Origin of the sequence: Pseudomonas sp. GM79 (assembly GCF_000282495.1) — a bacterium.
GTDB lineage: Bacteria > Pseudomonadota > Gammaproteobacteria > Pseudomonadales > Pseudomonadaceae > Aquipseudomonas.
Map to the genome: position 1 here is coordinate 25,306 of NZ_AKJE01000083.1, position 21,601 is coordinate 46,906.

The 21,601-nt window shown below is 58.7% G+C and carries 22 protein-coding genes and 1 tRNA gene; 9 read left to right on the forward strand and 14 right to left on the reverse strand.

The window, feature by feature from the left end; genetic code table 11:
• Positions 1-168 precede the first annotated feature (168 nt).
• The 6 genes from PMI36_RS07475 to PMI36_RS07450 form a co-directional block, all read right to left on the reverse strand.
• Positions 169-768: a 50S ribosomal protein L25/general stress protein Ctc gene (locus PMI36_RS07475; protein WP_008074180.1), complete on the reverse strand. Its 600-nt coding sequence runs from the start codon at positions 766-768 to the stop codon at positions 169-171.
• Positions 769-909: 141 nt separating this feature from the next.
• Positions 910-1,851: a ribose-phosphate pyrophosphokinase gene (locus PMI36_RS07470; protein WP_003171603.1), complete on the reverse strand. Its 942-nt coding sequence runs from the start codon at positions 1,849-1,851 to the stop codon at positions 910-912.
• Between the two features lie 46 nt (positions 1,852-1,897).
• Positions 1,898-1,972 (reverse strand) — tRNA-Gln (locus tag PMI36_RS07465).
• Between the two features lie 36 nt (positions 1,973-2,008).
• Positions 2,009-2,860 carry a 4-(cytidine 5'-diphospho)-2-C-methyl-D-erythritol kinase gene (gene ispE, locus PMI36_RS07460; RefSeq protein ID WP_008074186.1) on the reverse strand — a complete coding sequence of 284 codons (852 nt, stop codon included), beginning with the start codon at positions 2,858-2,860 and terminating at the stop codon, positions 2,009-2,011.
• A gap of 2 nt (positions 2,861-2,862) precedes the next feature.
• Positions 2,863-3,480 carry a lipoprotein insertase outer membrane protein LolB gene (gene lolB / locus PMI36_RS07455; protein ID WP_008074188.1) on the reverse strand — a complete coding sequence of 206 codons (618 nt, stop codon included), beginning with the start codon at positions 3,478-3,480 and terminating at the stop codon, positions 2,863-2,865.
• Positions 3,481-3,484: 4 nt separating this feature from the next.
• The gene (locus PMI36_RS07450) at positions 3,485-5,209 is read right to left on the reverse strand and encodes a tetratricopeptide repeat protein (RefSeq protein WP_008074194.1); all 1,725 of its coding nucleotides are present in this window, start codon (positions 5,207-5,209) and stop codon (positions 3,485-3,487) included.
• Between the two features lie 235 nt (positions 5,210-5,444).
• On the opposite strand from PMI36_RS07450, the gene hemA reads away from it, so the two are divergent.
• The 6 genes from hemA (at position 5,445) to PMI36_RS07420 (ending at position 10,815) form a co-directional block, all read left to right on the forward strand.
• Positions 5,445-6,734 carry a glutamyl-tRNA reductase gene (gene hemA, locus PMI36_RS07445; RefSeq protein WP_008074196.1) on the forward strand — a complete coding sequence of 430 codons (1,290 nt, stop codon included), beginning with the start codon at positions 5,445-5,447 and terminating at the stop codon, positions 6,732-6,734.
• Positions 6,731-7,813: a peptide chain release factor 1 gene (prfA, locus tag PMI36_RS07440; RefSeq protein ID WP_008074198.1), complete on the forward strand. Its 1,083-nt coding sequence runs from the start codon at positions 6,731-6,733 to the stop codon at positions 7,811-7,813. Before hemA ends, prfA begins: the two co-directional genes overlap by 4 nt.
• Positions 7,814-8,644: a peptide chain release factor N(5)-glutamine methyltransferase gene (gene prmC / locus PMI36_RS07435; RefSeq protein WP_008074200.1), complete on the forward strand. Its 831-nt coding sequence runs from the start codon at positions 7,814-7,816 to the stop codon at positions 8,642-8,644.
• On the forward strand, positions 8,638-9,393 hold the full coding sequence (locus PMI36_RS07430; protein WP_008074203.1) for a molybdopterin-synthase adenylyltransferase MoeB: 756 nt from the start codon (positions 8,638-8,640) through the stop codon (positions 9,391-9,393). Before prmC ends, PMI36_RS07430 begins: the two co-directional genes overlap by 7 nt.
• Positions 9,386-10,177 (forward strand): glutamate racemase, encoded by a 792-nt coding sequence (murI, locus tag PMI36_RS07425; RefSeq protein WP_008074205.1) that lies wholly within the window; start codon positions 9,386-9,388, stop codon positions 10,175-10,177. The genes PMI36_RS07430 and murI overlap by 8 nt, the downstream gene beginning before the upstream one ends.
• Positions 10,178-10,296: 119 nt before the next feature.
• Positions 10,297-10,815 (forward strand): acyloxyacyl hydrolase, encoded by a 519-nt coding sequence (locus tag PMI36_RS07420; protein ID WP_008074211.1) that lies wholly within the window; start codon positions 10,297-10,299, stop codon positions 10,813-10,815.
• Between the two features lie 136 nt (positions 10,816-10,951).
• On the opposite strand, the gene PMI36_RS07415 is transcribed toward PMI36_RS07420, so the two are convergent.
• The 6 genes from PMI36_RS07415 to PMI36_RS07390 form a co-directional block, all read right to left on the reverse strand.
• The gene (locus PMI36_RS07415; protein WP_008074213.1) at positions 10,952-11,257 is read right to left on the reverse strand and encodes a YkgJ family cysteine cluster protein; all 306 of its coding nucleotides are present in this window, start codon (positions 11,255-11,257) and stop codon (positions 10,952-10,954) included.
• Positions 11,258-11,317: 60 nt separating this feature from the next.
• Positions 11,318-12,094, reverse strand: a complete 777-nt coding sequence (locus tag PMI36_RS07410; protein ID WP_008074215.1) for an SDR family NAD(P)-dependent oxidoreductase — start codon at positions 12,092-12,094, stop codon at positions 11,318-11,320.
• Between the two features lie 56 nt (positions 12,095-12,150).
• Positions 12,151-13,599 (reverse strand): deoxyribodipyrimidine photo-lyase, encoded by a 1,449-nt coding sequence (gene phrB / locus PMI36_RS07405; RefSeq protein WP_032830577.1) that lies wholly within the window; start codon positions 13,597-13,599, stop codon positions 12,151-12,153.
• Between the two features lie 32 nt (positions 13,600-13,631).
• On the reverse strand, positions 13,632-14,573 hold the full coding sequence (locus PMI36_RS07400; protein WP_008074219.1) for a MerR family transcriptional regulator: 942 nt from the start codon (positions 14,571-14,573) through the stop codon (positions 13,632-13,634).
• A complete protein-coding gene (locus PMI36_RS07395) occupies positions 14,573-15,532 on the reverse strand; it encodes a YbgA family protein (RefSeq protein WP_008074220.1) in 960 nt (319 codons plus the stop codon). Before PMI36_RS07395 ends, PMI36_RS07400 begins: the two co-directional genes overlap by 1 nt.
• A gap of 141 nt (positions 15,533-15,673) precedes the next feature.
• Complete coding sequence (locus tag PMI36_RS07390; protein ID WP_008074221.1) at positions 15,674-16,660, reverse strand: NAD(P)/FAD-dependent oxidoreductase; 987 nt, start codon at positions 16,658-16,660, stop codon at positions 15,674-15,676.
• Positions 16,661-16,856: 196 nt separating this feature from the next.
• Here PMI36_RS07390 and PMI36_RS07385 point away from each other — a divergent pair, with 196 nt between their 5' ends.
• Positions 16,857-17,765, forward strand: coding sequence for a TIGR01777 family oxidoreductase (locus PMI36_RS07385; protein WP_008074223.1), 909 nt, complete (start codon positions 16,857-16,859; stop codon positions 17,763-17,765).
• 8 nt (positions 17,766-17,773) lie between these two features.
• Positions 17,774-18,796 carry a ferrochelatase gene (hemH, locus tag PMI36_RS07380; protein WP_008074224.1) on the forward strand — a complete coding sequence of 341 codons (1,023 nt, stop codon included), beginning with the start codon at positions 17,774-17,776 and terminating at the stop codon, positions 18,794-18,796.
• Between the two features lie 86 nt (positions 18,797-18,882).
• Here the strand turns inward: hemH and PMI36_RS07375 are convergent, their stop codons facing one another.
• Both PMI36_RS07375 and upp read right to left on the reverse strand, forming a co-directional pair.
• Complete coding sequence (locus PMI36_RS07375; RefSeq protein WP_008074225.1) at positions 18,883-20,157, reverse strand: uracil-xanthine permease family protein; 1,275 nt, start codon at positions 20,155-20,157, stop codon at positions 18,883-18,885.
• Between the two features lie 2 nt (positions 20,158-20,159).
• Positions 20,160-20,798, reverse strand: coding sequence for a uracil phosphoribosyltransferase (upp, locus tag PMI36_RS07370; RefSeq protein ID WP_007905839.1), 639 nt, complete (start codon positions 20,796-20,798; stop codon positions 20,160-20,162).
• A 177-nt stretch (positions 20,799-20,975) separates the two neighbouring features.
• Here upp and PMI36_RS07365 point away from each other — a divergent pair, with 177 nt between their 5' ends.
• On the forward strand, positions 20,976-21,533 hold the full coding sequence (locus PMI36_RS07365; RefSeq protein ID WP_008074226.1) for a hypoxanthine-guanine phosphoribosyltransferase: 558 nt from the start codon (positions 20,976-20,978) through the stop codon (positions 21,531-21,533).
• Positions 21,534-21,601 lie beyond the last annotated feature (68 nt).

A 21,601-nucleotide genomic window follows, 5' to 3' on the forward strand; every position in this document is an offset into this window, starting at 1 on the left:
GATAGGGGCCCTTCCTTGAAGTGATGGATAACATCGCCGCGATCAGGGTGTGCGGCGAAAGTGGACGACAAGTGCTCATTTACCATTATGTAAACTCCGCGTTCTCGCCCGCTTTCTCGCTACGCTCTAGTCCGCGATGTTCCGGTCACTCCGGCGAACAGAGTGAAATTACTCTGCTGCGCCTTCAGTAGCTTCTGGAGCAACACGTGGAGCGTGAACGTTGGCAACAGCCAGGTCGTTACCGTGAGCCAGAGCAACAAACTCAACGCCTTTAGGGGCTTTGAGGTCAGACAGGTGAATGATCGCGCCGACTTCGGCATCAGCCAGGTCAACTTCGATGAATTCAGGCAGGTCTTTCGGCAGGCACGAAACTTCGATTTCAGAAACAACGTGCGAGATTTCGCCGCCTTTCTTGATCGGAGCAGCTTCGTTGATGAAGTGCACTGGAACGATAGCGGTCAGTTTCTGGCCGGCAACTACGCGTACGAAGTCGGCGTGCAACACGTGGCCTTTGGCCGGGTGACGCTGCAGGGCTTTGATGATTACGTTTTGCTTGGTGCCGCCAACGTTCAGCTCGATGATGTGGCTGTAAGCCGCTTCGTTTTCGAGCAGTTTGGCAACTTCTTTAGCCAGCATGCTGATGGATTCAGGGGCTTTTTCGCCACCGTAAACTACAGCTGGAACCAGGCTTGCGAGACGACGCAGGCGGCGGCTCGCACCTTTCCCCAGGTCGGAACGCACTTCAGCATTCAGAGTAAAATCGTTCATGTTGTATCTCCAAAATAACCACATTCGCCCCAGCGTTTGCGACCAGCGCTAAAGGCGATATGGGCAAAAAAGCCCCGCCCCGACAGGAATGCCGGGGCGGGGCGCTTTTCGTCAACGAGATGTAATGAAAGGGCAGGGCCCTTATCGGAACATCGCGCTGATCGATTCTTCATTGCTGATGCGGCGGACCGCCTCGGCAACTACCGGCGCGATATCCAGTTGACGGATACGTGCACAGGCTTGTGCTGCAGCGGACAGCGGGATGGTATTTGTTACCACCAGCTCGTCCAGCACGGAATTTTCAATGTTTTCGATCGCCCGACCCGACAGCACAGGGTGCGTGCAGTAGGCGAAAACCTTGGCAGCGCCATGCTCTTTCAAGGCCTTGGCCGCGTGGCACAGAGTGCCGGCGGTATCGACCATGTCATCGACCAGAATACAGGTACGCCCTTCGACATCACCGATGATATGCATCACTTCAGAGTGATTGGCTTTCTCACGGCGTTTGTCGATGATCCCGAGATCCACGCCCAGGGATTTGGCAACAGCCCGTGCACGCACGACGCCACCAATGTCCGGGGACACGATCATCAGGTTTTCGAAGCGCTGATCTTCAATGTCATCCACCAGTACCGGGGAGCCGTAGATGTTATCTACCGGAATATCGAAGAAGCCCTGAATCTGGTCAGCATGCAAATCAACCGTGAGAACACGGTCGATGCCGACTACGGTAAGCATGTCAGCAACGACTTTCGCGCTGATAGCCACACGTGCGGAACGCGGACGGCGATCCTGACGGGCATAACCAAAGTAAGGAATAACAGCAGTGATACGAGTAGCCGAGGAGCGGCGGAAGGCATCAGCCATCACTACCAGTTCCATCAGGTTATCGTTGGTCGGAGCGCAAGTCGGCTGAATAATGAAAACGTCTTTACCGCGAACGTTTTCATTGATCTCGGCAGTAATTTCGCCGTCGGAGAACTTACCGACAGAGATGTCACCGAGAGGGATATGCAGCTGACGTACAACACGCCGAGCCAGATCGGGGTTAGCGTTCCCCGTAAAGACCATCATCTTGGACACGCGCAGTACCTGAAGGCTGAGGGTAACCTGGATGAGTATAGAAAAATGGCAGGGGCGGCTGGATTCGAACCAACGCATGGCAGGATCAAAACCTGCTGCCTTACCGCTTGGCGACGCCCCTGTATCTGTTGCAACGATTACCCAGTAATCGATTCCTTTAGAGCAGACTTTGCAGCTTGCGATGCAACATCGAAATGTTGCTTCCTTTTGCTACAAACCCTGTAAGGGTCTCTGTCAGAAGGGCCGAGACTTTATCAGCTTCAGCTTTGCTTGGGAAGCCCCCAAACACACAACTTCCAGTTCCGGTGAGTTTTGCTTCGGTAAATTTACCTAACAAATTCAATGCGTTACGTACATCTGGATAACGCCTTGCTACCACCGGTAAGCAGTCATTTCGACTGTTTCCCTTGGGAACGGGGCGCACTTTAATGGGAGGAGTGTTACGTGTCAACAGTGGATCTGAAAAAATTTCTGCTGTACTTACAGATACTTGCGGCACCAGTACGAGATACCACGGTTCTTCGGGCTCTACAGGGGTGAGTTTTTCCCCCACGCCCTCGGCGAAGGCCGCGTGGCCACGCACGAAAACCGGGACGTCGGCGCCAAGCGTAAGGCCCAGCGCGGCCAGTCGATCCTCATCCCAACCCAGTTGCCAAAGATGATTGAGGCCCAGCAACGTGGTTGCCGCATTCGAACTGCCGCCACCGATGCCACCGCCCATGGGCAGGATTTTTTCGATCCAGATGTCGACACCCAGCGAACAACCGGATTGCGCCTGAAGTTTTTTTGCGGCTTTGACGATCAGGTTGCTGTCGTGAGGGACGTCGGCGAATTCGGTGTGCAACCGAATCACGCCATCGTCGCGAACGGCGAAGGTGATTTCATCGCCGTAATCGAGGAACTGAAAAATCGTCTGCAACTCGTGGTAACCGTCTTCGCGACGACCGAGGATGTGCAGCATCAAGTTGAGCTTGGCGGGCGAGGGCAATGTCAGGCGTGGCGCAGTCATGTTCACTGCCCCAGTTTGCGTGGTTGCCATTCCTTGATCACCAACGTGACATCAAGGTCGGTGCCATGCAGTTTGATCCGCTCGGGCAGCCAGTAGCCGTTTTGCTCGGCATAACTGAGGTACTCGACCTGCCAGCCATCCTGTTCGAGATTGGCCAGACGGCTGTCGACGTCGAGGGTCAGGCGACTTTTGCTGTCCGGGGCCGGGAGCCCGCGAACCCACCATGCCAGATGGGATACCGGCAATTTCCAGCCCAGTTGTTCTTCAACCAGGGCTTCCGGGGTCGGCGCGTCATAGCGGCCCTGATTGGCCACTTCCAGCGATACTTTGCCCGGACGACCGGTCAAGCGGGCCGCGCCCCTACCCAGCGGACCGGAAAGGCGGATGTCGTAGTAATCCTGGCGTTGCAGCCAGAACAACGTGCCGCTGCCCGAATCTTTTGGTGCGCGGATGCCGATTTTGCCGTTGATCTGCCAGCCATCGAGGCCGGTCAGTTGCTGTTTGTGCTCGCGCCATTGGGCCTTGTTGCCTTGACCCTGGACCGATTCGCGGGCTACGAAGCCCGCGCAACCGGCGAGCAGGGCGATGAAGCTGAAAATAATGAGGTGGCGCAAAAACATGATTTTAAAGAGTCTCTGATCCGGTCAGGCGTTTGATGGTGCCACGCAGGGTAGGGCTGTCGGGTTGTTCCTTGAGGAACTTGCTCCAGATTTGCTTGGCTTCGCGTTGTTTGCCGTTGGCCCACAGGACTTCGCCCAGGTGCGCGGCAACTTCCTGATCGGGGAAGCGCTCCAGCGCCTGGCGCAAATAGCGCTCGGCTTCATCGAGGTTGCCCAGGCGGAAATTGACCCATCCGAGGCTGTCCAGGACGGCCGGGTCTTCAGGGTTGATCTGGTGCGCCTGTTCGATCAAGGCCTTGGCTTCGGCGTAGCGTGTGGTGCGGTCGGACAGGGTGTAGCCGAGGGCGTTCAACGCCATCGCGTTGTTCGGATCGCGCTTGATGATCAGTCGCAGATCTTTTTCCATCTGCGCCAGGTCATTGCGTTTTTCTGCCAGCATGGCCCGGGTATACAGCAGATTCAGGTCGTCCGGGTATTGCTGCAGGGCTTGCTGCAAGATTTTCCAGGCCTTGTCGCCCTGTTTGTTGGCGGACAAGGTTTCGGCTTCGATCAGATACAACTGGATCGCGTAATCAGGTTGCTCGCCGCGCTCCGCTGCCAGACGGCTTTGGGCTTCGGCGGTCTTGCCATTGTTCATCAGAATATCGGCCTGACGCAATTGCGCCGGCAGGTAATCGTTGCCCGGCCCGACCTGGGCGTATTCGATCAGTGCGCCCTGCGGGTCGTTACGCTCTTCCGCAATGCGCCCCAGGTTCAAGTGAGCAGAGTCGACGTGGCTGTCCCGGGCGATCAAATCTTCCAGGTAGCCTTTGGCTTCGTCCCAGGCTTTGGCTTCCAGGCAGACCAGTGCCAGGGAATAACGCAATTCGTCGTCTTCGGGGTATTGCTGCACCAGGCTCGAGAACTCGACCTTGGCGTCGTCCATGCGGTCCTGTTCAACCAGCATGCGCGCGTAAGTCAGGCGCAGGCGTTTGTCGTCCGGGTACTTCTTGATACTTTTTTGCAGCAGCGGCAAGGCTTCATCGCCACGGTTGAGCCCTTGCAGCAGGCGCGCGCGCAGCAGGATTGGCGCTATTTCGCCCTCGTCCGGCGGATTGTCTTCGAGCAGGGTCAGGGCGCCCTTGGTATCGCCGTCCTGTTGCAGCAACAAGGCCTTGCCAAAAATCAGTTGGTTGTTGTGCGGATGGCGCTGCAGCAAGCGGTCAAAACCTTTCATCAGACCGTTGCGAGTTTCCTGGTCGGTATCGGCTGCGGACAGGGCGAGGAAATCGAAATGCGTGTCGCCTTTGCCTTGCAGGACTTTCTCCATATAGACCATGGAGTCGTCATAACGCCCGGCGCGGGCGAGTTGCACGGCAGCCGCCCGTTGCGCCTCGAGATCGTCCGGGGCGTTTTTGGCCCAGACCAGTGCGGTGTCGAGGGCAGCCTGATCGGCACCCAGATACTCGGCAATGCGAAATGCCCGCTCGGAGATGCCCGGATCCTGGGTATTGATGGCCTGGGTCACGTAGTTGTCCAGGGCAATGTCGTAACGATTGCGCTGGCCTGCGAGTTCGGCGCTCAACAGGCTGAAGATGGTTTCTTCGCTGAACGAGCTGTAAACCTTGGGCTTTTCAGGGGCCGGAGTGCTGTCTTCGACCGGCGGCGTACCGTCCGATGAAACGGGCGCCAAGGCCTGGCAGCCGCTGAGGAAGACTAAAGCGAGGAGCAACGCGGAAGATCTATTCATATAGGAAAAGGACGACTAACCTGCGGTCGGATCATCATGACACAAGCCTTGGGTCAAACATAACCGCCCGGCCAATTTACCCGCGCGGGCAATCCTCGCAGACCCGGCGCCCTTGTAAACGAGAACGGATCGCAGCCTTCGGCAGCTCTTGCGGGCGCGATAGATATCGAATGGTTGTTCTGGCTCTGTCGAAGTAGGACAATTGTCGGCTTCACGTCACCATCAGCGACCTTGAATGGCCTTCCTTGCACTCGGTATTAACCACAAGACTGCTTCAGTAGACGTCCGCGAGCGCGTGGCCTTTACCCCTGAGCAGCTGGTTGAGGCCTTGCAGCAGCTCTGCCGACTCACCGACAGCCGCGAAGCTGCGATCCTCTCCACCTGCAATCGCAGTGAACTGTATATAGAACAGGATCACCTTTCGGCTGACATCGTGTTGCGCTGGCTGGCCGATTATCATCATTTGAGTCTCGATGAGCTGCGAGCGAGCGCTTATGTGCATGAAGATGATGCGGCAGTTCGTCACATGATGCGGGTTGCCTCCGGGCTCGACTCGCTGGTGTTGGGTGAACCGCAGATTCTCGGTCAGATGAAATCGGCCTACGCTGTCGCTCGCGAGGCCGGTACCATTGGTCCGCTGCTCGGGCGGCTGTTCCAGGCCACCTTCAATGCGGCCAAACAGGTGCGGACCGACACCGCTATCGGCGAAAACCCGGTGTCCGTAGCGTTTGCCGCGGTCAGCCTAGCGAAACAGATTTTCAGTGATTTGCAACGCAGCCAGGCTTTGCTGATCGGTGCCGGCGAGACCATCACCCTGGTCGCCCGCCATCTGCATGAGCTGGGGGTCAAGCGAATTGTGGTCGCCAACCGCACCCTGGAGCGCGCGAGCATCCTGGCCGAACAGTTCGGCGCCCACGCAGTGCTGCTCTCGGACATCCCGGCAGAACTGGTGCGCAGCGACATCGTCATCAGTTCCACCGCCAGCCAGTTGCCGATTCTCGGTAAAGGGGCGGTGGAAAGTGCCTTGAAATTGCGCAAGCACAAGCCGATTTTCATGGTGGATATCGCCGTCCCTCGGGATATCGAACCGGAAGTCGGTGAGTTGGACGACGTTTACCTGTACAGCGTCGACGATCTCCACGAAGTGGTCGCCGAAAACCTCAAGAGCCGTCAGGGCGCAGCCCAAGCCGCCGAAGAGATGGTATCGGTCGGAGCCGAAGATTTCATGGTTCGCCTGCGCGAACTGGCGGCGGTGGATGTGCTCAAGGCCTATCGTCAACAAAGCGAGCGTCTGCGTGACGAAGAATTGCAAAAAGCCCAGCGCATGCTCGCCAATGGCAGCAGCGCCGAAGACGTGCTGGTGCAACTGGCCCGCGGCCTGACCAATAAACTCTTGCACGCACCGAGCGTGCAGTTGAAAAAGCTCTCTGCCGAAGGCCGCCTCGATGCGCTGGCCATGGCCCAGGAACTCTTTGCCCTCGGTGAGGGCTCATCGGATAGCTTTTCGGATAAGAAACCGCAATGAAAGCGTCACTGCTCAATAAGCTGGACATCCTCCAGGACCGTTTCGAGGAATTGACCGCCCTGCTTGGCGACGGCGAGGTCATTTCCGATCAAAACAAGTTCCGTACCTATTCCAAGGAATACGCGGAAGTCGAGCCGATCGTTGGCACCTATAAACAGCTGCTTAAAGTGCAGGGTGACCTCGAAGGGGCTCAGGCGCTGCTCAAGGACAGCGATCCGGACATGCGCGAAATGGCCGTGGAAGAAGTCCGCGAAGCCAAAGAGCAGCTGATCGAAATCGAAGCCCAACTGCAACGCATGCTGCTGCCCAAAGACCCGAACGACGGGCGCAACGTATTCCTCGAAATCCGTGCCGGCACCGGCGGTGACGAGGCAGCGATTTTCTCCGGCGACCTGTTCCGCATGTATTCGCGTTACGCCGAACGGCGTGGCTGGCGAGTAGAGATTCTCTCGGAGAATGAAGGCGAACACGGCGGCTATAAAGAAGTCATTGCCCGGGTCGAAGGCGAGAACGTTTACGGCAAGCTGAAATTCGAATCCGGCGCGCATCGCGTACAGCGGGTTCCGGCCACTGAATCCCAGGGCCGCATCCACACCTCGGCCTGCACCGTGGCCGTGTTGCCCGAGCCGGACGAGCAGGAAGCGATCGAGATCAACCCGGCAGACCTGCGGATCGACACCTATCGCTCCTCCGGTGCCGGTGGTCAGCACGTCAACAAGACCGACTCGGCGATCCGCATCACGCACTTGCCGTCCGGTATTGTCGTCGAGTGCCAGGAAGAGCGTTCCCAGCACAAGAATCGCGCCCGGGCGATGTCCTGGCTGTCGGCCAAGCTTAACGATCAGCAGACCAGCGCCGCCGCGAACGCCATCGCTAGCGAGCGTAAATTGCTGGTGGGTTCCGGTGACCGCTCCGAGCGCATTCGCACCTACAACTTTGCCCAGGGCCGGGTCACCGACCACCGGGTCAACCTGACGCTGTATTCGCTCGACGAAATTCTCGCCGGTGGCGTGGATGCGGTGATCGAACCGCTGTTGGCCGAGTACCAGGCCGACCAATTGGCAGCGATAGGTGAGTAAATGACGATCATTGCCAGTTTGTTGCGCGCCGCTGATTTGCCCGACTCGCCCACCGCGCGTCTGGATGCCGAATTGCTGCTGGCGGCTGCCTTGGGTAAATCCCGCAGTTTTCTGCACACCTGGCCTGAGCGGATAGTCCCGAGCGAAGCGGCACTGAAATTTGCCGAGTACCTGCAACGCCGCCGTAGTGGTGAGCCGGTGGCTTACATTCTGGGGCAGCAGGGCTTCTGGAAGCTCGACCTGGAGGTCGCGCCCCACACGCTGATTCCGCGTCCCGACACCGAATTACTGGTAGAGACCGCGCTGCAACTGTTGCCGGCCACACAGGCCTTGGTGCTCGATTTGGGCACCGGCAGCGGCGCCATTGCCCTGGCGCTGGCCAGCGAGCGTCCAGCCTGGAAAGTCACCGCCGTGGATCGCGTGCTGGAAGCCGTCGCCCTGGCCGAGCGCAATCGCCAGCGGCTGCACCTGAACAACGCCACGGTGCTGAGCAGTCATTGGTTCAGTGCTTTGGAAGGCCAGCGCTTTCAATTGATCATCAGCAATCCGCCCTACATTGCTTCGACCGATCCGCATCTGGCGCAGGGCGACGTGCGCTTCGAACCGGCCAGTGCTCTGGTGGCTGGCGTCGATGGACTCGACGATTTACGTCTGATCGTCGATCAGGCGCCGGATCATCTTGAGGCAGGTGGCTGGTTGATGCTCGAACATGGTTACGATCAAGCCGAGGCCGTGCGCGATTTGCTGCTGACCCGCGGCTTTGAAGAGGTCCACAGCCGCACCGATCTGGGCGGTCACGAACGCATCAGTCTGGGGCGCTTGCCGTGCTGAATGATCAGGAATTACTGCGCTATAGCCGGCAGATTCTTCTGCAACACGTCGACATCGACGGCCAGTTACGGCTCAAGGAAAGCCGTGTGCTGATTGTCGGCCTCGGAGGTCTGGGCTCACCGGTGGCGCTGTACCTGGCGGCGGCCGGTGTCGGTGAGTTGCATCTGGCGGACTTCGACACGGTCGACCTGACCAATCTGCAACGTCAGATCGTTCACGACACCGACAGCGTCGGCCTGAGCAAGGTCGATTCGGCGATCCAGCGCCTGAGCGCGATTAATCCCGAGATTCAGCTGATTGCCCATCGCACCGCCCTGGATGAAGACTCTTTGGCGGCGGCAGTGGCGGCGGTGGATCTGGTGCTGGACTGTTCTGATAATTTTTCCACCCGCGAAGCGGTCAACGCCGCGTGTGTGGCTGCGCGCAAACCGCTGGTCAGCGGCGCGGCGATTCGGCTGGAAGGGCAATTGTCGGTCTTCGACTCCCGCCGTCCGGAAAGCCCGTGTTACCACTGTTTATACGGGCACGGCAGCGAAGCCGAGCTGACTTGCAGCGAGGCCGGCGTACTCGGTCCGCTGGTGGGCCTGGTCGGTAGCTTGCAAGCCCTCGAAGCGCTGAAATTGCTGGTGGGGTTCGGCGAGCCGCTGGTGGGGCGCCTGTTATTGATCGATGCCTTGGGCACGCGCTTCCGTGAATTGCGGGTCAAGCGTGATCCGGGCTGCAGCGTCTGCGGGTCAAGCCATGCGTGAAGCGCCGATTGCTGTATTCGATTCCGGCGTCGGTGGACTTTCCGTGCTGGCCGAGATCCAGCAGTTGCTGCCCAACGAGTCTCTTTTGTACCTCGGCGATTGCGGGAATATTCCCTACGGTGAGAAATCACCGGCATTCATCAGTCAGCGTTGCAGTGTCATGGCGCAATTTTTTCAGCAGCAGGGCGCCAAGGCGCTGGTGCTCGCTTGCAACACCGCGACCGTCGCGGGTGTTGCGGACTTGCGGCGCGATTTCCCCGAGTGGCCCATTGTCGGCATGGAGCCCGCGGTCAAACCGGCGGCTGCGGCGACGCGCAGCGGTGTAGTTGGCGTACTCGCCACCACCGGCACTTTACAGAGTGCCAAGTTCGCCGCCTTGCTCGACCGTTTCGCCGTCGATGTGCGAGTCATCACCCAACCATGCCCCGGACTGGTGGAGCTGATTGAAAATGGCGATTTGCACAGCGAGGCATTGCGTCAGTTGCTGCAAGGGTATGTCGATCCGCTGCTGGCTGCCGGTGCAGACACGATCATTCTTGGCTGCACGCATTATCCCTTTCTAAAGCCACTGCTAAAGCAGATGCTCCCCCAGAGCATCAGCCTGATCGATACCGGTGCCGCTGTGGCACGGCAGCTTCAACGATTGTTGGCCGAGCGTGAGTTGCTGGCCGAGGGACCTGCTCGCGCTACCCGGTTCTGGTCGAGCGCGGATACGGAACATTTCAGAAATATCTTGCCGGTTTTGTGGCATTCGACGGGTGTTGTGCAAAGCTTCGACTTGTAGATAAAAAAGAGATGACACGAATAATTGAGCTGAACTTCTGATCAAGCTTCAACTTCTATAGCTTTGTCTGTTGGGCAGCATAAAAACCATACGAAATTGTTCGGAAAAGGATGTTTCTAATGAAGCGACTATTCTGCTTGGCCGCGATTGCGACCGCATTGATGGGGCACAGTTTTACCGCGCAGGCAGCAGGGGTGGAATTCGGGGTCGGCCAGACCAGCGATTCGACCATGACTTACCGACTGGGCATGCAATTCGACTGGGACAAGAGTTGGCTGCAGAGTGATATCGGTCGCTTGACCGGCTACTGGAGCGGTGCTTACACCTACTGGGAGGGCGATGAAACGTCGAGCAATCACAGTGTGTCGTTCTCGCCGGTGCTGGTGTATGAGTTTGCCGGTCAGACCATCAAACCCTACGTTGAAGCGGGTATCGGCATCGCGGTGTTTGCCAACACTGAAGTCGAGGACAACAAACTTGGCGGGGCCTTTCAGTTCGAAGATCGTTTCGGGTTTGGTCTGCGCTTTACCGGCGGACATGAAGTCGGGATTCGCGCCACGCACTATTCCAATGCCGGGATCAGCAGCCCGAACGATGGTGTAGAGAGTTATTCGCTGCATTACACGATGCCGTTGTAAGCATTACTGCACTTTTAATGTGGGAGCGGGCTTGCTCGCGAATGCGATTTAACATTCAACATTGATGTTGACTGACAATCCGCTTTCGCGAGCAAGCCCGCTCCCACATTGGATCTTCATGGCCTGCTGTATTCGCTCACCGATACGCCGTCGCAATCCCCTGGCGTTCGGTGATGCATTCCGGTGCGCCCATTTCGAATTCCCGGCAAATCAGCGGACGTTTTTCGTAGATGGTGCACATCATGCTGTCGCGATCCAGCGCGGCGCACCAGCCGTCATCCAGTCGCAGCATGACTTCCCCGCCCCAATCATCGGTATCGATAAAACGCTCGGGCACGCCGGTGTCGGTGATCAACATGACTTCAAGCTGGCAGCAGCAGGCCGCGCAGGTCGAGCAGGTGATCGCCGGTTCGGCGATTTGCGTATGGGGAATAGTTTTCATGGCGCGCAGTGTAAGCCAGTGGGGCCGCGCTGTGTGAAAGGCCTGACAGACGCTCAAGTTTCACGGCAGATCTTCGATTGGCGGGTTGTTTCGCTCCATGCGCTTGCCGATTTCCAGTCCCCTCTGGCCGGGCTTTTGCGGCAGAGGCCAAAGGACAGGCATGAGCAGTTCCGGTAAAGGGAGCTCCAGTGGCCGATGCTTGAGCAGGTTGAAGAGGTACCGCGCAGCTTTGTCCGCCGACCAATCGAGGTGTTGTGAAACCTCGTTGCTCAGGGGGGTATCGATAAGCCCTGGGCTGACTACGGTCATTTCGATGTTTTCCGGCGCCACGTCGATGCGCAAGGATTCGAAAAGGTGACGCAATCCGGGCTTTGAATCGCCATAGGCTTCGGCCCGTGGCAGAGGCAGGTAGGTCACCGAGCTGGCCAGGGCCACCAGATGCGGCGCAGTGCCCGCTCGCAGCAGGGGGCGGGCAGCTTCGATGCAATAGCTGCTGGCAAGCAGGTTGGTACGCACGATGTGCTCGATGATTGATGAGTCGAACTGATTGACGTCGACGTATTCGCAGGTCCCCGCGTTGAGGATCATGGTATCCAGAGAGCCCCATTGGCTGGCAATCTGCTCGCCGATTTCGCGCACCCGTTGGCTGTTGGTCAAATCACCGGCAACCACCAACACTTGCCCGGGATAACGCTGAGACAAGGCTTTCAATGGCGCCAATGAGCGGGAGCTGACGGCCAGATGGGCACCGGTTTTCAGTATTTCTTCGGCCAACGCGGCACCAATACCGTTGCTTGCGCCGGTCAACCAGTATCGCCTTGGAGGTGTACGACTCATCTCAATCTCCTTTATCTTCCTGATTCAATCCCATGTTCATACGTAAAACTGCGCTATCAAGGTGATTCCGGTGGCGATAAACCCTGTCGCGACGGCAGGTTCTTGAACGCGGCCAAGGCCCGTTCGCGGGAAGTGCTCAGGTTGACAATCGGCGATGGATAATCCGTCACACCGAATAATCCGTCGAGTCTCGCGCGATTGTGCAGGTCTTTTTTATTCATTTCGTTGATCTGCGGCAACCAATGTTTGATGAAAACCCCTTCGGCGTCGAATTTTTCCGACTGGCTCAAGGGGTTGAAAATCCGGAAGTAGGGTGCCGAATCGGTGCCGGTGGACGAACTCCACTGCCAGCCACCGTTGTTCGCCGCCAGATCGCCGTCAATCAGATGCCGCATGAAGAAACGCTCGCCTTCACGCCAGTCGATCAGCAGGTTTTTGGTCAGGAACATTGCCACGATCATGCGCAAACGGTTGTGCATCCAGCCGGTTTCCAGCAATTGGCGCATGGCGGCATCGATGATCGGCAGGCCGGTACGGCCTTGTTGCCAGGCCTTGAGGTCTTCCGGGGCATCACGCCAGGCCAGGGCTTCGGTTTCCGGGCGAAAGGCGCGGTGCCGGGAAACCCGTGGGTAGCCCACCAGAATGTGTTTGTAGAATTCTCGCCACAGCAACTCGTTGATCCAGGTGACGGCACCGACCTTGCCGCTTTCGAATTCCCCCTGATTGCTTTGCAACGCGGCGTGCAGACACTGGCGAGGGGAGATGACCCCGGCGGTGAGATAGGCCGAGAGCTGGCTGGTGCCGGGTTTTGCCGGGAAATCACGCTCGCTGTGGTAATAGTCGATCTGTGTGTCGGTAAAAGTCTCGAGGCGGCGTCGGGCTTCAGTTTCGCCGGCCGGCCAGAGAGCACGCAAACTGTCGCTGGGCGTGTCGAAGCCCTCGACACGAGAGGGCGGTTCGTCACTGGCGATACCCAGCGGCGCCTGGATGGCGGGGGCGGTAACCAATCTCGGCAATGATGCATGCAAGCGTTCGTAGCAGACCTTGCGGAACTGGCTGAAGACCTGGAAATAGGTGCCGGTTCTGGTCAGCACGGTGCCAGGCTTGAGCAACAATTGATCAAGATAGCTGTAAAAGTCGATGCCTTGGGCTTTCAGGATTTGGGCCACCGCGGCATCACGACGGGTTTCATGAATGCCGTACTCTTCGTTGACGTGCACTGCGCCGATTTTCAATTGCTGGCACAACTCGAGCAGGACCTTCGGTGCCTCATCCCAGCGGGACGCCTTGCGAATCAGCAGCGGGATGTTCAGGGCGTCCAGCGCATGGCGTAACTCGCCAAGGTTGCGCAGCCAGAAATCCACTTTGCACGGCGCATCGTCATGCGCCAGCCATTGCTGCGGACTCAGCAAATACACCGCCACACTCGGGCCGCGGGCTGCAGCGGCCGAGAGGGCGGTGTTGTCGTGTAGACGCAAGTCGCTGCGCAGCCAGATCAATTGCATGGTGGTATCCGCACGATCATTGAAATACGCCATTAAATGAGCCCGCGCTGAATCAGGCCCTGATGAGCCGATAATGGGTCTTCGGCCAGGGACAAGTCAGCAATGGCGGCGGTTCTTGCGGATAACTCGGTGTGGTGGATGCACACCGTTGCCCCGGCAATCATTTTTGGGCAGCTGACGCCATTCAAAAGTTTCGTCAGCTGTGAAAGATTCATGGCTTTGCTGGAATACAGCAGTACGCCGCGGGCTTGCAGGTGATCGACCGCCAGCGCAAGTTCGCCAGCGGGGAGCGGCCAGTCGAAGACTTCTACCGGACAATCGATGCTGCTGATCAGCCAGGCGGTGAGCCACAGATAAGGCTCCAGTGGCAGGTCCGAGTAATTGATCAGCAACAGCGGCGCGGTGCGCAACTGACGGTTGTTATGGTAGATCCTCGCGCCGAATTTGCTGCGCAACCAGGAATAAACAAACACCCGCTCCATTTGCGCGCCGAACTGGCCTTGCCAGCGTTGCTCCAGTTCCGCCAGCAACGGCATCAGTAATTGTTCACACAAGGTGCGTGGCGGATACAGCGCCATCGCTTGATTTACCGTGTCATCGAGGGTGCGTTCGGCCAGCTGAGTGACCGCTTGCAGCAATGACTTGCGCAGCACCAGCCAATCGTTCCCGATGGGGGCGGTAAGCCCCTGTGGCGTGTCGAGCAATTGTTTGACCTGGCTGACAGCCACCCCGCGATTGAGCCAGGTAAGGATCGTCAGGATCCGTTGCACGTGCTCGGCACAGAACAGCCGGTGCCCCTTGGGCGTACGCTGGGGCACAATCAGCCCATAGCGCCGTTCCCAGGCGCGCAAGGTGACAGCATTGACTCCGGTCTGCCGGGACACTTCACGAATGGGCAGCCAACCAGCGTCCAAGGCCTTCTTGAAGTCAGTGCCGAGGTCTTCGCTGGCGCTGGAATCCGGTGGATTTTTCATTAAATCGCGTTTCGCAGGCTGAGGTTTTCCGGGTGCGGTTGCAGGTAAACCTGTTGCGCAATGTACGGATCCGGGTATTGGCGAAAGTAGTGTTTGAGCAACATCAATGGCACCACCAGCGGCACGATGCCCCTGCGGTATTGGCCGATGACGTGCTGCACTTCCTGTTTGTCTTCAGTGCTGATGGCCTGTTTGAGATAACCGCTGAGGTGCTGCAGCACGTTGGTGTGGGTGCGGCGTGTGGCGCACTTTTTCAGGGCCGCCATCAGCTCGCTGAAATAGCGTGGGCCGAGCACTTGCGGATCGGTTTGCCCCATGTTGCCCAACAAGTTGCCCAGGGTTTTGTATTGCACCGGGTTGTGGGCCATCAGCAGGTATTTGTAGCGCGAGTGAAAGTCAATGAGGCCGCGCCGGGTCAGGCCTGTTTGCAGCAATTGCTGCCAGGCGCTGTAGGCGAACACGCGGGTGAGGAAGTTTTCCCGCAGCACCGGGTCGTTGAGGCGGCCGTCTTCTTCCACCGGTAAATCAGGATGCAATGCACAGAAGGCTTGGGCGTAGATACCACGGCTACCGCCGTCCACTGGTGCGCCGTTGGCGTGGTAGACCTTGACCCGTTCCAGCCCGCACGAAGGGGATTTCTGCATGAAGATATAGCCGCAGATGTCATCCAGCTCCAGCGCCATTTTTTGACCGTGCTCGGCCAGAGGTCGGGTGACGTTGATCTCAGGGTGGACGGTGCCGACAGCCTCCGGGTGCTCGGGGTTGCCGACCAGGCGGATCGGTTCGCGAGGGATACCCAGGCCAATGGCGACTTCCGGGCACACCGGGACGAAATCGAAATAGTCAGAGAGGATGCGGCTGCACAGAGGTGACGCCTTGTGCCCACCGTTGTAACGCACCTCGGCTCCCATCAGGCAAGCGCTGATGGCGATTTTGGGTTTCATGGCTGTAGGGGGCATCGGGGCGCCTCGAATCCAGACCTGTACAGATTATTAGATCTGTACAACATGACTTCATCATAGATTCAAAGGTGTACAAGTCAAAGTTTTTGTATAAGTTTTTTGCGGTGCTGCTGCCCATGTCGACAGCAGCGATTCAATTCACTGCAGGTGTTCATGCAGCCGGCGGGCTGCTTCCTGACCACTGAGCCAGGCACCTTCGACACGGCCAGACAGGCACCAGTCGCCGCACACATACAGGCCCAGATCAGCATCAGCCAGGGCACCCCATTCATGGCTGCTGGCCGGCCGGGCGTACAGCCAGCGGTGAGCGAGGCTGAAGGTCGGAGCAGGCATGGCATCGTTCAGCAGCTCGGCGAAAGCACCGTGCAATTGCTCGATCACCGCTTCCTTGGGCAGGTCGATATGCTGCCGGCTCCAGGCACTGGTGGCATGCAGCACCCAGGTATCGAGGGTGGTGTCGCGTCCTGGTTTGCTGCGGTTGCGCGCCAGCCAGTCCAGCGGACTGTCCTGCACGAAGCAACCTTCGATGGCGGTTTCCAGTGGCGTGTCGAACGCCAGTGCGACGGCCCAGGTGGGTTCCATTTTTACCCCGGCGGCGGCTCCGGCGAGTTTCGGTGCGGTCGCCAGCAGCGCGGTTGCCTGAGGGGCTGGCGTGGCGATCACAACATGACTGAACGGGCCATGGGTGAAGCCCTCGGCGTCTTGCAGATGCCAATGTTCTTCACCGCGATAGACCTCGGTGATGCGGCAAGCGAAATGCACTTCCAGATCACCGAGCAGGCCGCGCGTGATCGCGCTCATGCGTGGTGTGCCGACCCAGCGTGTCTGTTCATCCGGCGAAGGTCTGAGCTGGCCGCCGTGGAAGGTATAGAGCTGCGGCGTCCATACGGCGACCCAACCATTGGTTTGCCAGCGCTGGACTTCGGTGACGAAGCGGCGGTCGCGAGCAGTGAAATATTGCGCGCCCATGTCCAGAGCACCCGCATCGCTGCGCTTGCTCGACATGCGTCCGCCACTGCCGCGGCTTTTATCGAAAAGTTGAACGACATGCCCGGCCTCCGTCAGGGCCTGGGCGGCTGAGAGTCCGGCGATGCCGGTGCCGATGATTGCGATAGGTACAGTCATAGGGGCCTCGTTTACCTTTCTGTACAGACTACGCCGTGGTTCAAACCTGTACAATATTGTTTTTTGGTATAACTTTTAGCGTCCTCGTTCTGACAGCTTGGCCTATTGTTAAGCACAGAGCCTGCCCAATACCAAAGATCCCTGCTTATAAAAATAGACTAGTGATCAGGGTAAAACGCCACGCGAGGAAGATGTCATGCACATATTGCTGACCGGCGGTACTGGTTTGATAGGACGTCAACTCTGCCGACACTGGTTGAGCCAGGGACATCGCCTGACGGTCTGGAGTCGCACGCCTGCAAAAGTCGCCAAAGTCTGTGGCACTCAGGTACGTGGAATCGCACGGCTTGAGGACCTGGGTCAAGAACCGGTGGATGCAATTATCAACCTCGCGGGCGCACCGATTGCCGATCGGCTCTGGACGCACAAACGCAAGGCGTTGTTGTGGAGCAGCCGGATCACCCTGACCGAAACCCTGTTGGCCTGGCTCGAAAGCCGCGAGCAGAAACCGACGGTATTGATTTCTGGCTCCGCGATCGGTTGGTACGGCGACGGTGGTGAGCGGGAGTTGACTGAAGAATCTCCACCGGTCATTGATGATTTCGCCAGCCAGTTGTGCGTCGCCTGGGAGGAAACCGCGCAACGCGCCGAAGCCTTGGGCATTCGCGTGATCCTCATTCGTACCGGGTTGGTGCTGTCCGCCGAGGGCGGCTTTTTGTCGCGGCTGTTGTTGCCATTCAAACTGGGGCTGGGCGGGCCTCTCGGCAGTGGTCGGCAGTGGATGTCGTGGATTCATATCAAGGATCAAATAGCCCTGATTGATTTTCTTCTACACCGCAATGAGGCCAGCGGTCCATATAATGCCTGCGCGCCCAAGCCGGTGCGCAATCGCGAATTCGCCCAAACGTTGGGTAGCGTGTTGCATCGTCCGGCGTTCATGCCGATGCCAACCCTCGTGTTGAAGGTGGGCCTGGGCGAGTTGTCATTGTTGCTGCTGGGTGGCCAGAAGGCCATGCCGGCTCGCTTGCTGGAAGCGGGCTTCACTTTCCAGTTCACTGATTTGCGCGCGGCGTTGGACGATGTGTCCAGCCGCCTTGAGAAATAGGACGTTGCATGACCGATCACGCGTTGCTTCTGGTCAACCTGGGTTCACCCGCTTCCACCTCGGTGGCGGATGTGCGCAGCTACCTCAATCAATTTCTGATGGACCCGTATGTGATCGACCTGCCGTGGCCGGTGCGGCGTTTACTGGTGTCGTTGATTCTGATCAAGCGCCCAGAGCAATCGGCCCACGCTTATGCGTCGATCTGGTGGGCGGACGGCTCGCCACTGGTGGTGCTCAGCCGTCGTCTGCAACGGGCCATGACCGCGCAATGGTCCCACGGGCCGGTGGAGCTGGCGATGCGCTACGGCGAGCCATCCATTGAGTCGACGCTGATTCGTCTGGCGGCTCAGGGTCACAAAAAAATCACCCTGGCGCCGCTCTATCCGCAGTTTGCCGACAGCACCGTGACCACGGTGATCGAAGAGGCCAAGCGGGTGGTGCGGGAGAAGAAACTCGACGTGCAGTTCTCGATCCTCCAGCCGTTCTACGATCAGCCAGAATACCTCGATGCCCTGGTGGCCAGCGCTACGCCATATTTGCAGCAGGCTTACGATCACCTGCTGCTGAGCTTTCATGGTTTGCCGGAGCGGCACCTGAAGAAGCTCAATCCGGGTCACAGCTTCGAAGGTGGTGGCGATTGCTGCGCCGGTGCGCCGCCGGAAGTGGTCGCGACCTGTTATCGCGGTCAGTGTCTGCGCACCGCCGCAGAGTTTGCCAAGCGCATGGGCCTGCCGGACGGCAAGTGGTCGGTGTCGTTCCAGTCGCGTCTGGGCCGGGCCAAGTGGATCGAACCCTACACCGAAGCACGCCTCGATGAGTTGGCCAAAAGCGGCGTGAAGAAAGTCCTGGTGATGTGCCCGGCGTTCGTCGCCGATTGCATCGAAACCCTGGAAGAGATCGGTGATCGCGGGAAGGAGCAGTTCCGCGAAGCGGGAGGGAAGGAGTTGGTGCTGGTGCCGTGCCTCAATGATGATGCGCAGTGGGCCAAGGCGTTGAACGCATTGTGTGAACGGGCGCCGTTGGCCCTTTAAAAGCATCGCGGGCAAGCCCGCTCCCACAGGTTTTGCGCTGACCTTGTGGGAGCGGGCTTGCCCGCGATGGCGTTCTTGAGACCTGCTTAGATCAGCGGCTCATCCGCCTTCTTGTGCTTCCAGCTGTCATGGCCCGGCAGCAACAGGTTCAGCGCAATCGCCACCACCGCGCACAGCGCGATGCCTTTGAGGCCGAAATCGTCCGGGCCGGTACCGGTGCCGATCAGCACTCCGCCAATCCCGAACACCAGCGTCACCGAGACAATCACCAGATTGCGTGCTTCGCCCAGGTCGATCTTGTGGCGAATCATGGTGTTCATCCCCACCGCAGCAATCGAACCGAACAACAGGCAGAGAATCCCGCCCATCACCGGCACCGGGATGCTTTGCAGCAGGGCGCCGAACTTGCCGATGAACGCCAGGCTGATTGCGAAGATCGCCGCCCAAGTCATGATTTTGGGGTTGTAGTTTTTGGTCAGCATCACCGCGCCAGTCACTTCGGCGTAGGTGGTGTTGGGCGGGCCGCCGAACAGACCGGCCGCGGTGGTGGCAATGCCATCGCCGAGCAATGTGCGGTGCAGGCCGGGCTTCTTCAAATAATCGCGCCCCGTCACGCTACCCACGGCAATCACGCCGCCGATGTGCTCGATGGCCGGGGCCAGGGCTACCGGAACGATGAACAGAATCGCCTGCCAGTTGAATTCCGGCGCCGTGAACTGTGGAATCGCAAACCACGGTGCAGCAGCAATCTTCGCGGTGTCGACCACACCGAAGTAGAACGCCATGGCAAAACCCACCAATACGCCGGAGATGATCGGCACCAGGCGGAAAATGCCTTTGCCGAACACCGCGACAATCAGGGTGGTCAGCAGCGCCGGCATCGAGATCAACATCGCTGTCTGGTAAGGAATCAGTTCAGTGCCATCGCCAGCCTTGCCCATCGCCATGTTGGCGGCGATCGGTGCCATGGCCAGGCCGATGGAGATGATCACCGGGCCAATCACCACCGGTGGCAGCAGGCGGTCGATGAACCCGGTGCCTTTGATCTTCACGGCAAGGCCGAGGAAGGTGTAGACGAAACCGGCCGCCATCACCCCGCCCATGGTCGCCGCCAGGCCAAACTGGCCCTTGGCGAGAATGATCGGCGTGATGAAGGCGAAGCTCGATGCCAGGAACACCGGCACCTGACGCCCGGTGACGATCTGGAACAGAATCGTCCCCAAACCTGCGGTGAACAGCGCCACGTTCGGGTCGAGGCCGGTGATCAACGGCATCAACACCAGCGCGCCAAAGGCCACGAACAGCATCTGTGCACCCGACAGCACCGTGCGCCAGAGCGGATCGTTGAACTCTTGCTGCATGCTCAAGCGTCCTTCTGCTTGGTGCCGAAGATCTTGTCACCGGCATCGCCCAAGCCTGGGATGATGTAACCGTGTTCGTTGAGTTTTTCGTCAATGGAGGCGGTGTAGATCATCACGTCCGGGTGAGCTTTGCCTACAGCGGCGATGCCTTCAGGGGCAGCCACCAGGACCATCGCGCGGATGTCCTTGCAACCGGCCTTTTTCAGCAGGTCGATAGTGGCGACCATCGAGCCACCAGTGGCGAGCATCGGGTCGATGATCATCGCCAGACGCTCGTCGATTTCCGGTACCAGTTTCTCAAGGTAGGTGTGGGCTTCGAGGGTTTCCTCGTTGCGGGCCACGCCCACGGCGCTGACTTTGGCGCCCGGGATCAGGCTGAGCACGCCTTCGAGCATGCCGATACCGGCACGCAGGATCGGCACCACGGTAATCTTCTTGCCGGCGATTTTCTCGACCGACACCGTGCCGCACCAGCCTTCGATGTCGTAGCTTTCCAGCGGCAAGTCTTTGGTGGCTTCATAGGTCAGCAGGGCGCCGACTTCCTGAGCGAGCTCACGGAAATTCTTCGTGCTAATGTCGGCGCGGCGCATAAGGCCAAGTTTATGACGGATCAGCGGATGGCGGATCTCAAGGATGGGCATGGGGAAAGGCTCCGGCGGCGGGCAAAAAAACCGGCCTAGATTAATCTATCCGAGGGTGTTGTCCTATAGACATACAGAACGTTAGTCCACAAACGCTTGATCTGGCCTCGCTTGATGCGTACCTTTGCCCGCTTTTCCGAATCCGTCCCTCCCCCTCAAACCCCCTTGGAGAGCGCCATGTCCGCTGATCTCGAGCATATCCGTCAAATCATGCGAGAGGCTGACTGCCTGTACACCGAAGCTGAAGTCGAGGCGGCCATCGCCCGCGTCGGTGCACACATCAACGAACAACTGGCTGAAAGCAATCCGGTGGTGTTCTGTGTGATGAACGGCGGCCTGATTTTCGCCGGCAAGCTGCTCACCCATCTGCAATTCCCGCTGGAAGCGTCCTACCTGCACGCCACTCGCTATCGCAACGAAACCAGCGGCGGCGAGCTGTTCTGGAAAGCCAAGCCGGAAGTTTCGTTCATCGACCGTGACGTGCTGATCATCGACGACATCCTCGACGAGGGTCATACCCTGGGCGCGATCATCGACTTCTGCAAACACGCCGGTGCCCGCAAAGTGCACACCGCCGTGCTGATCGACAAGGACCACGACCGCAAGGCTCGCCCGGACCTGAAAGCCGATTTCGTCGGCCTGCCGTGCATCGACCGTTACATCTTCGGTTACGGCATGGACTACAAAGGCTACTGGCGTAACGCCAACGGGATTTTTGCCGTTAAAGGCATGTAAACAGGATGATTGTCTGGGGGCGATTGGCCGCCAGGTATGTTGAGGCTTGAATGCAAGGCCTCACATCG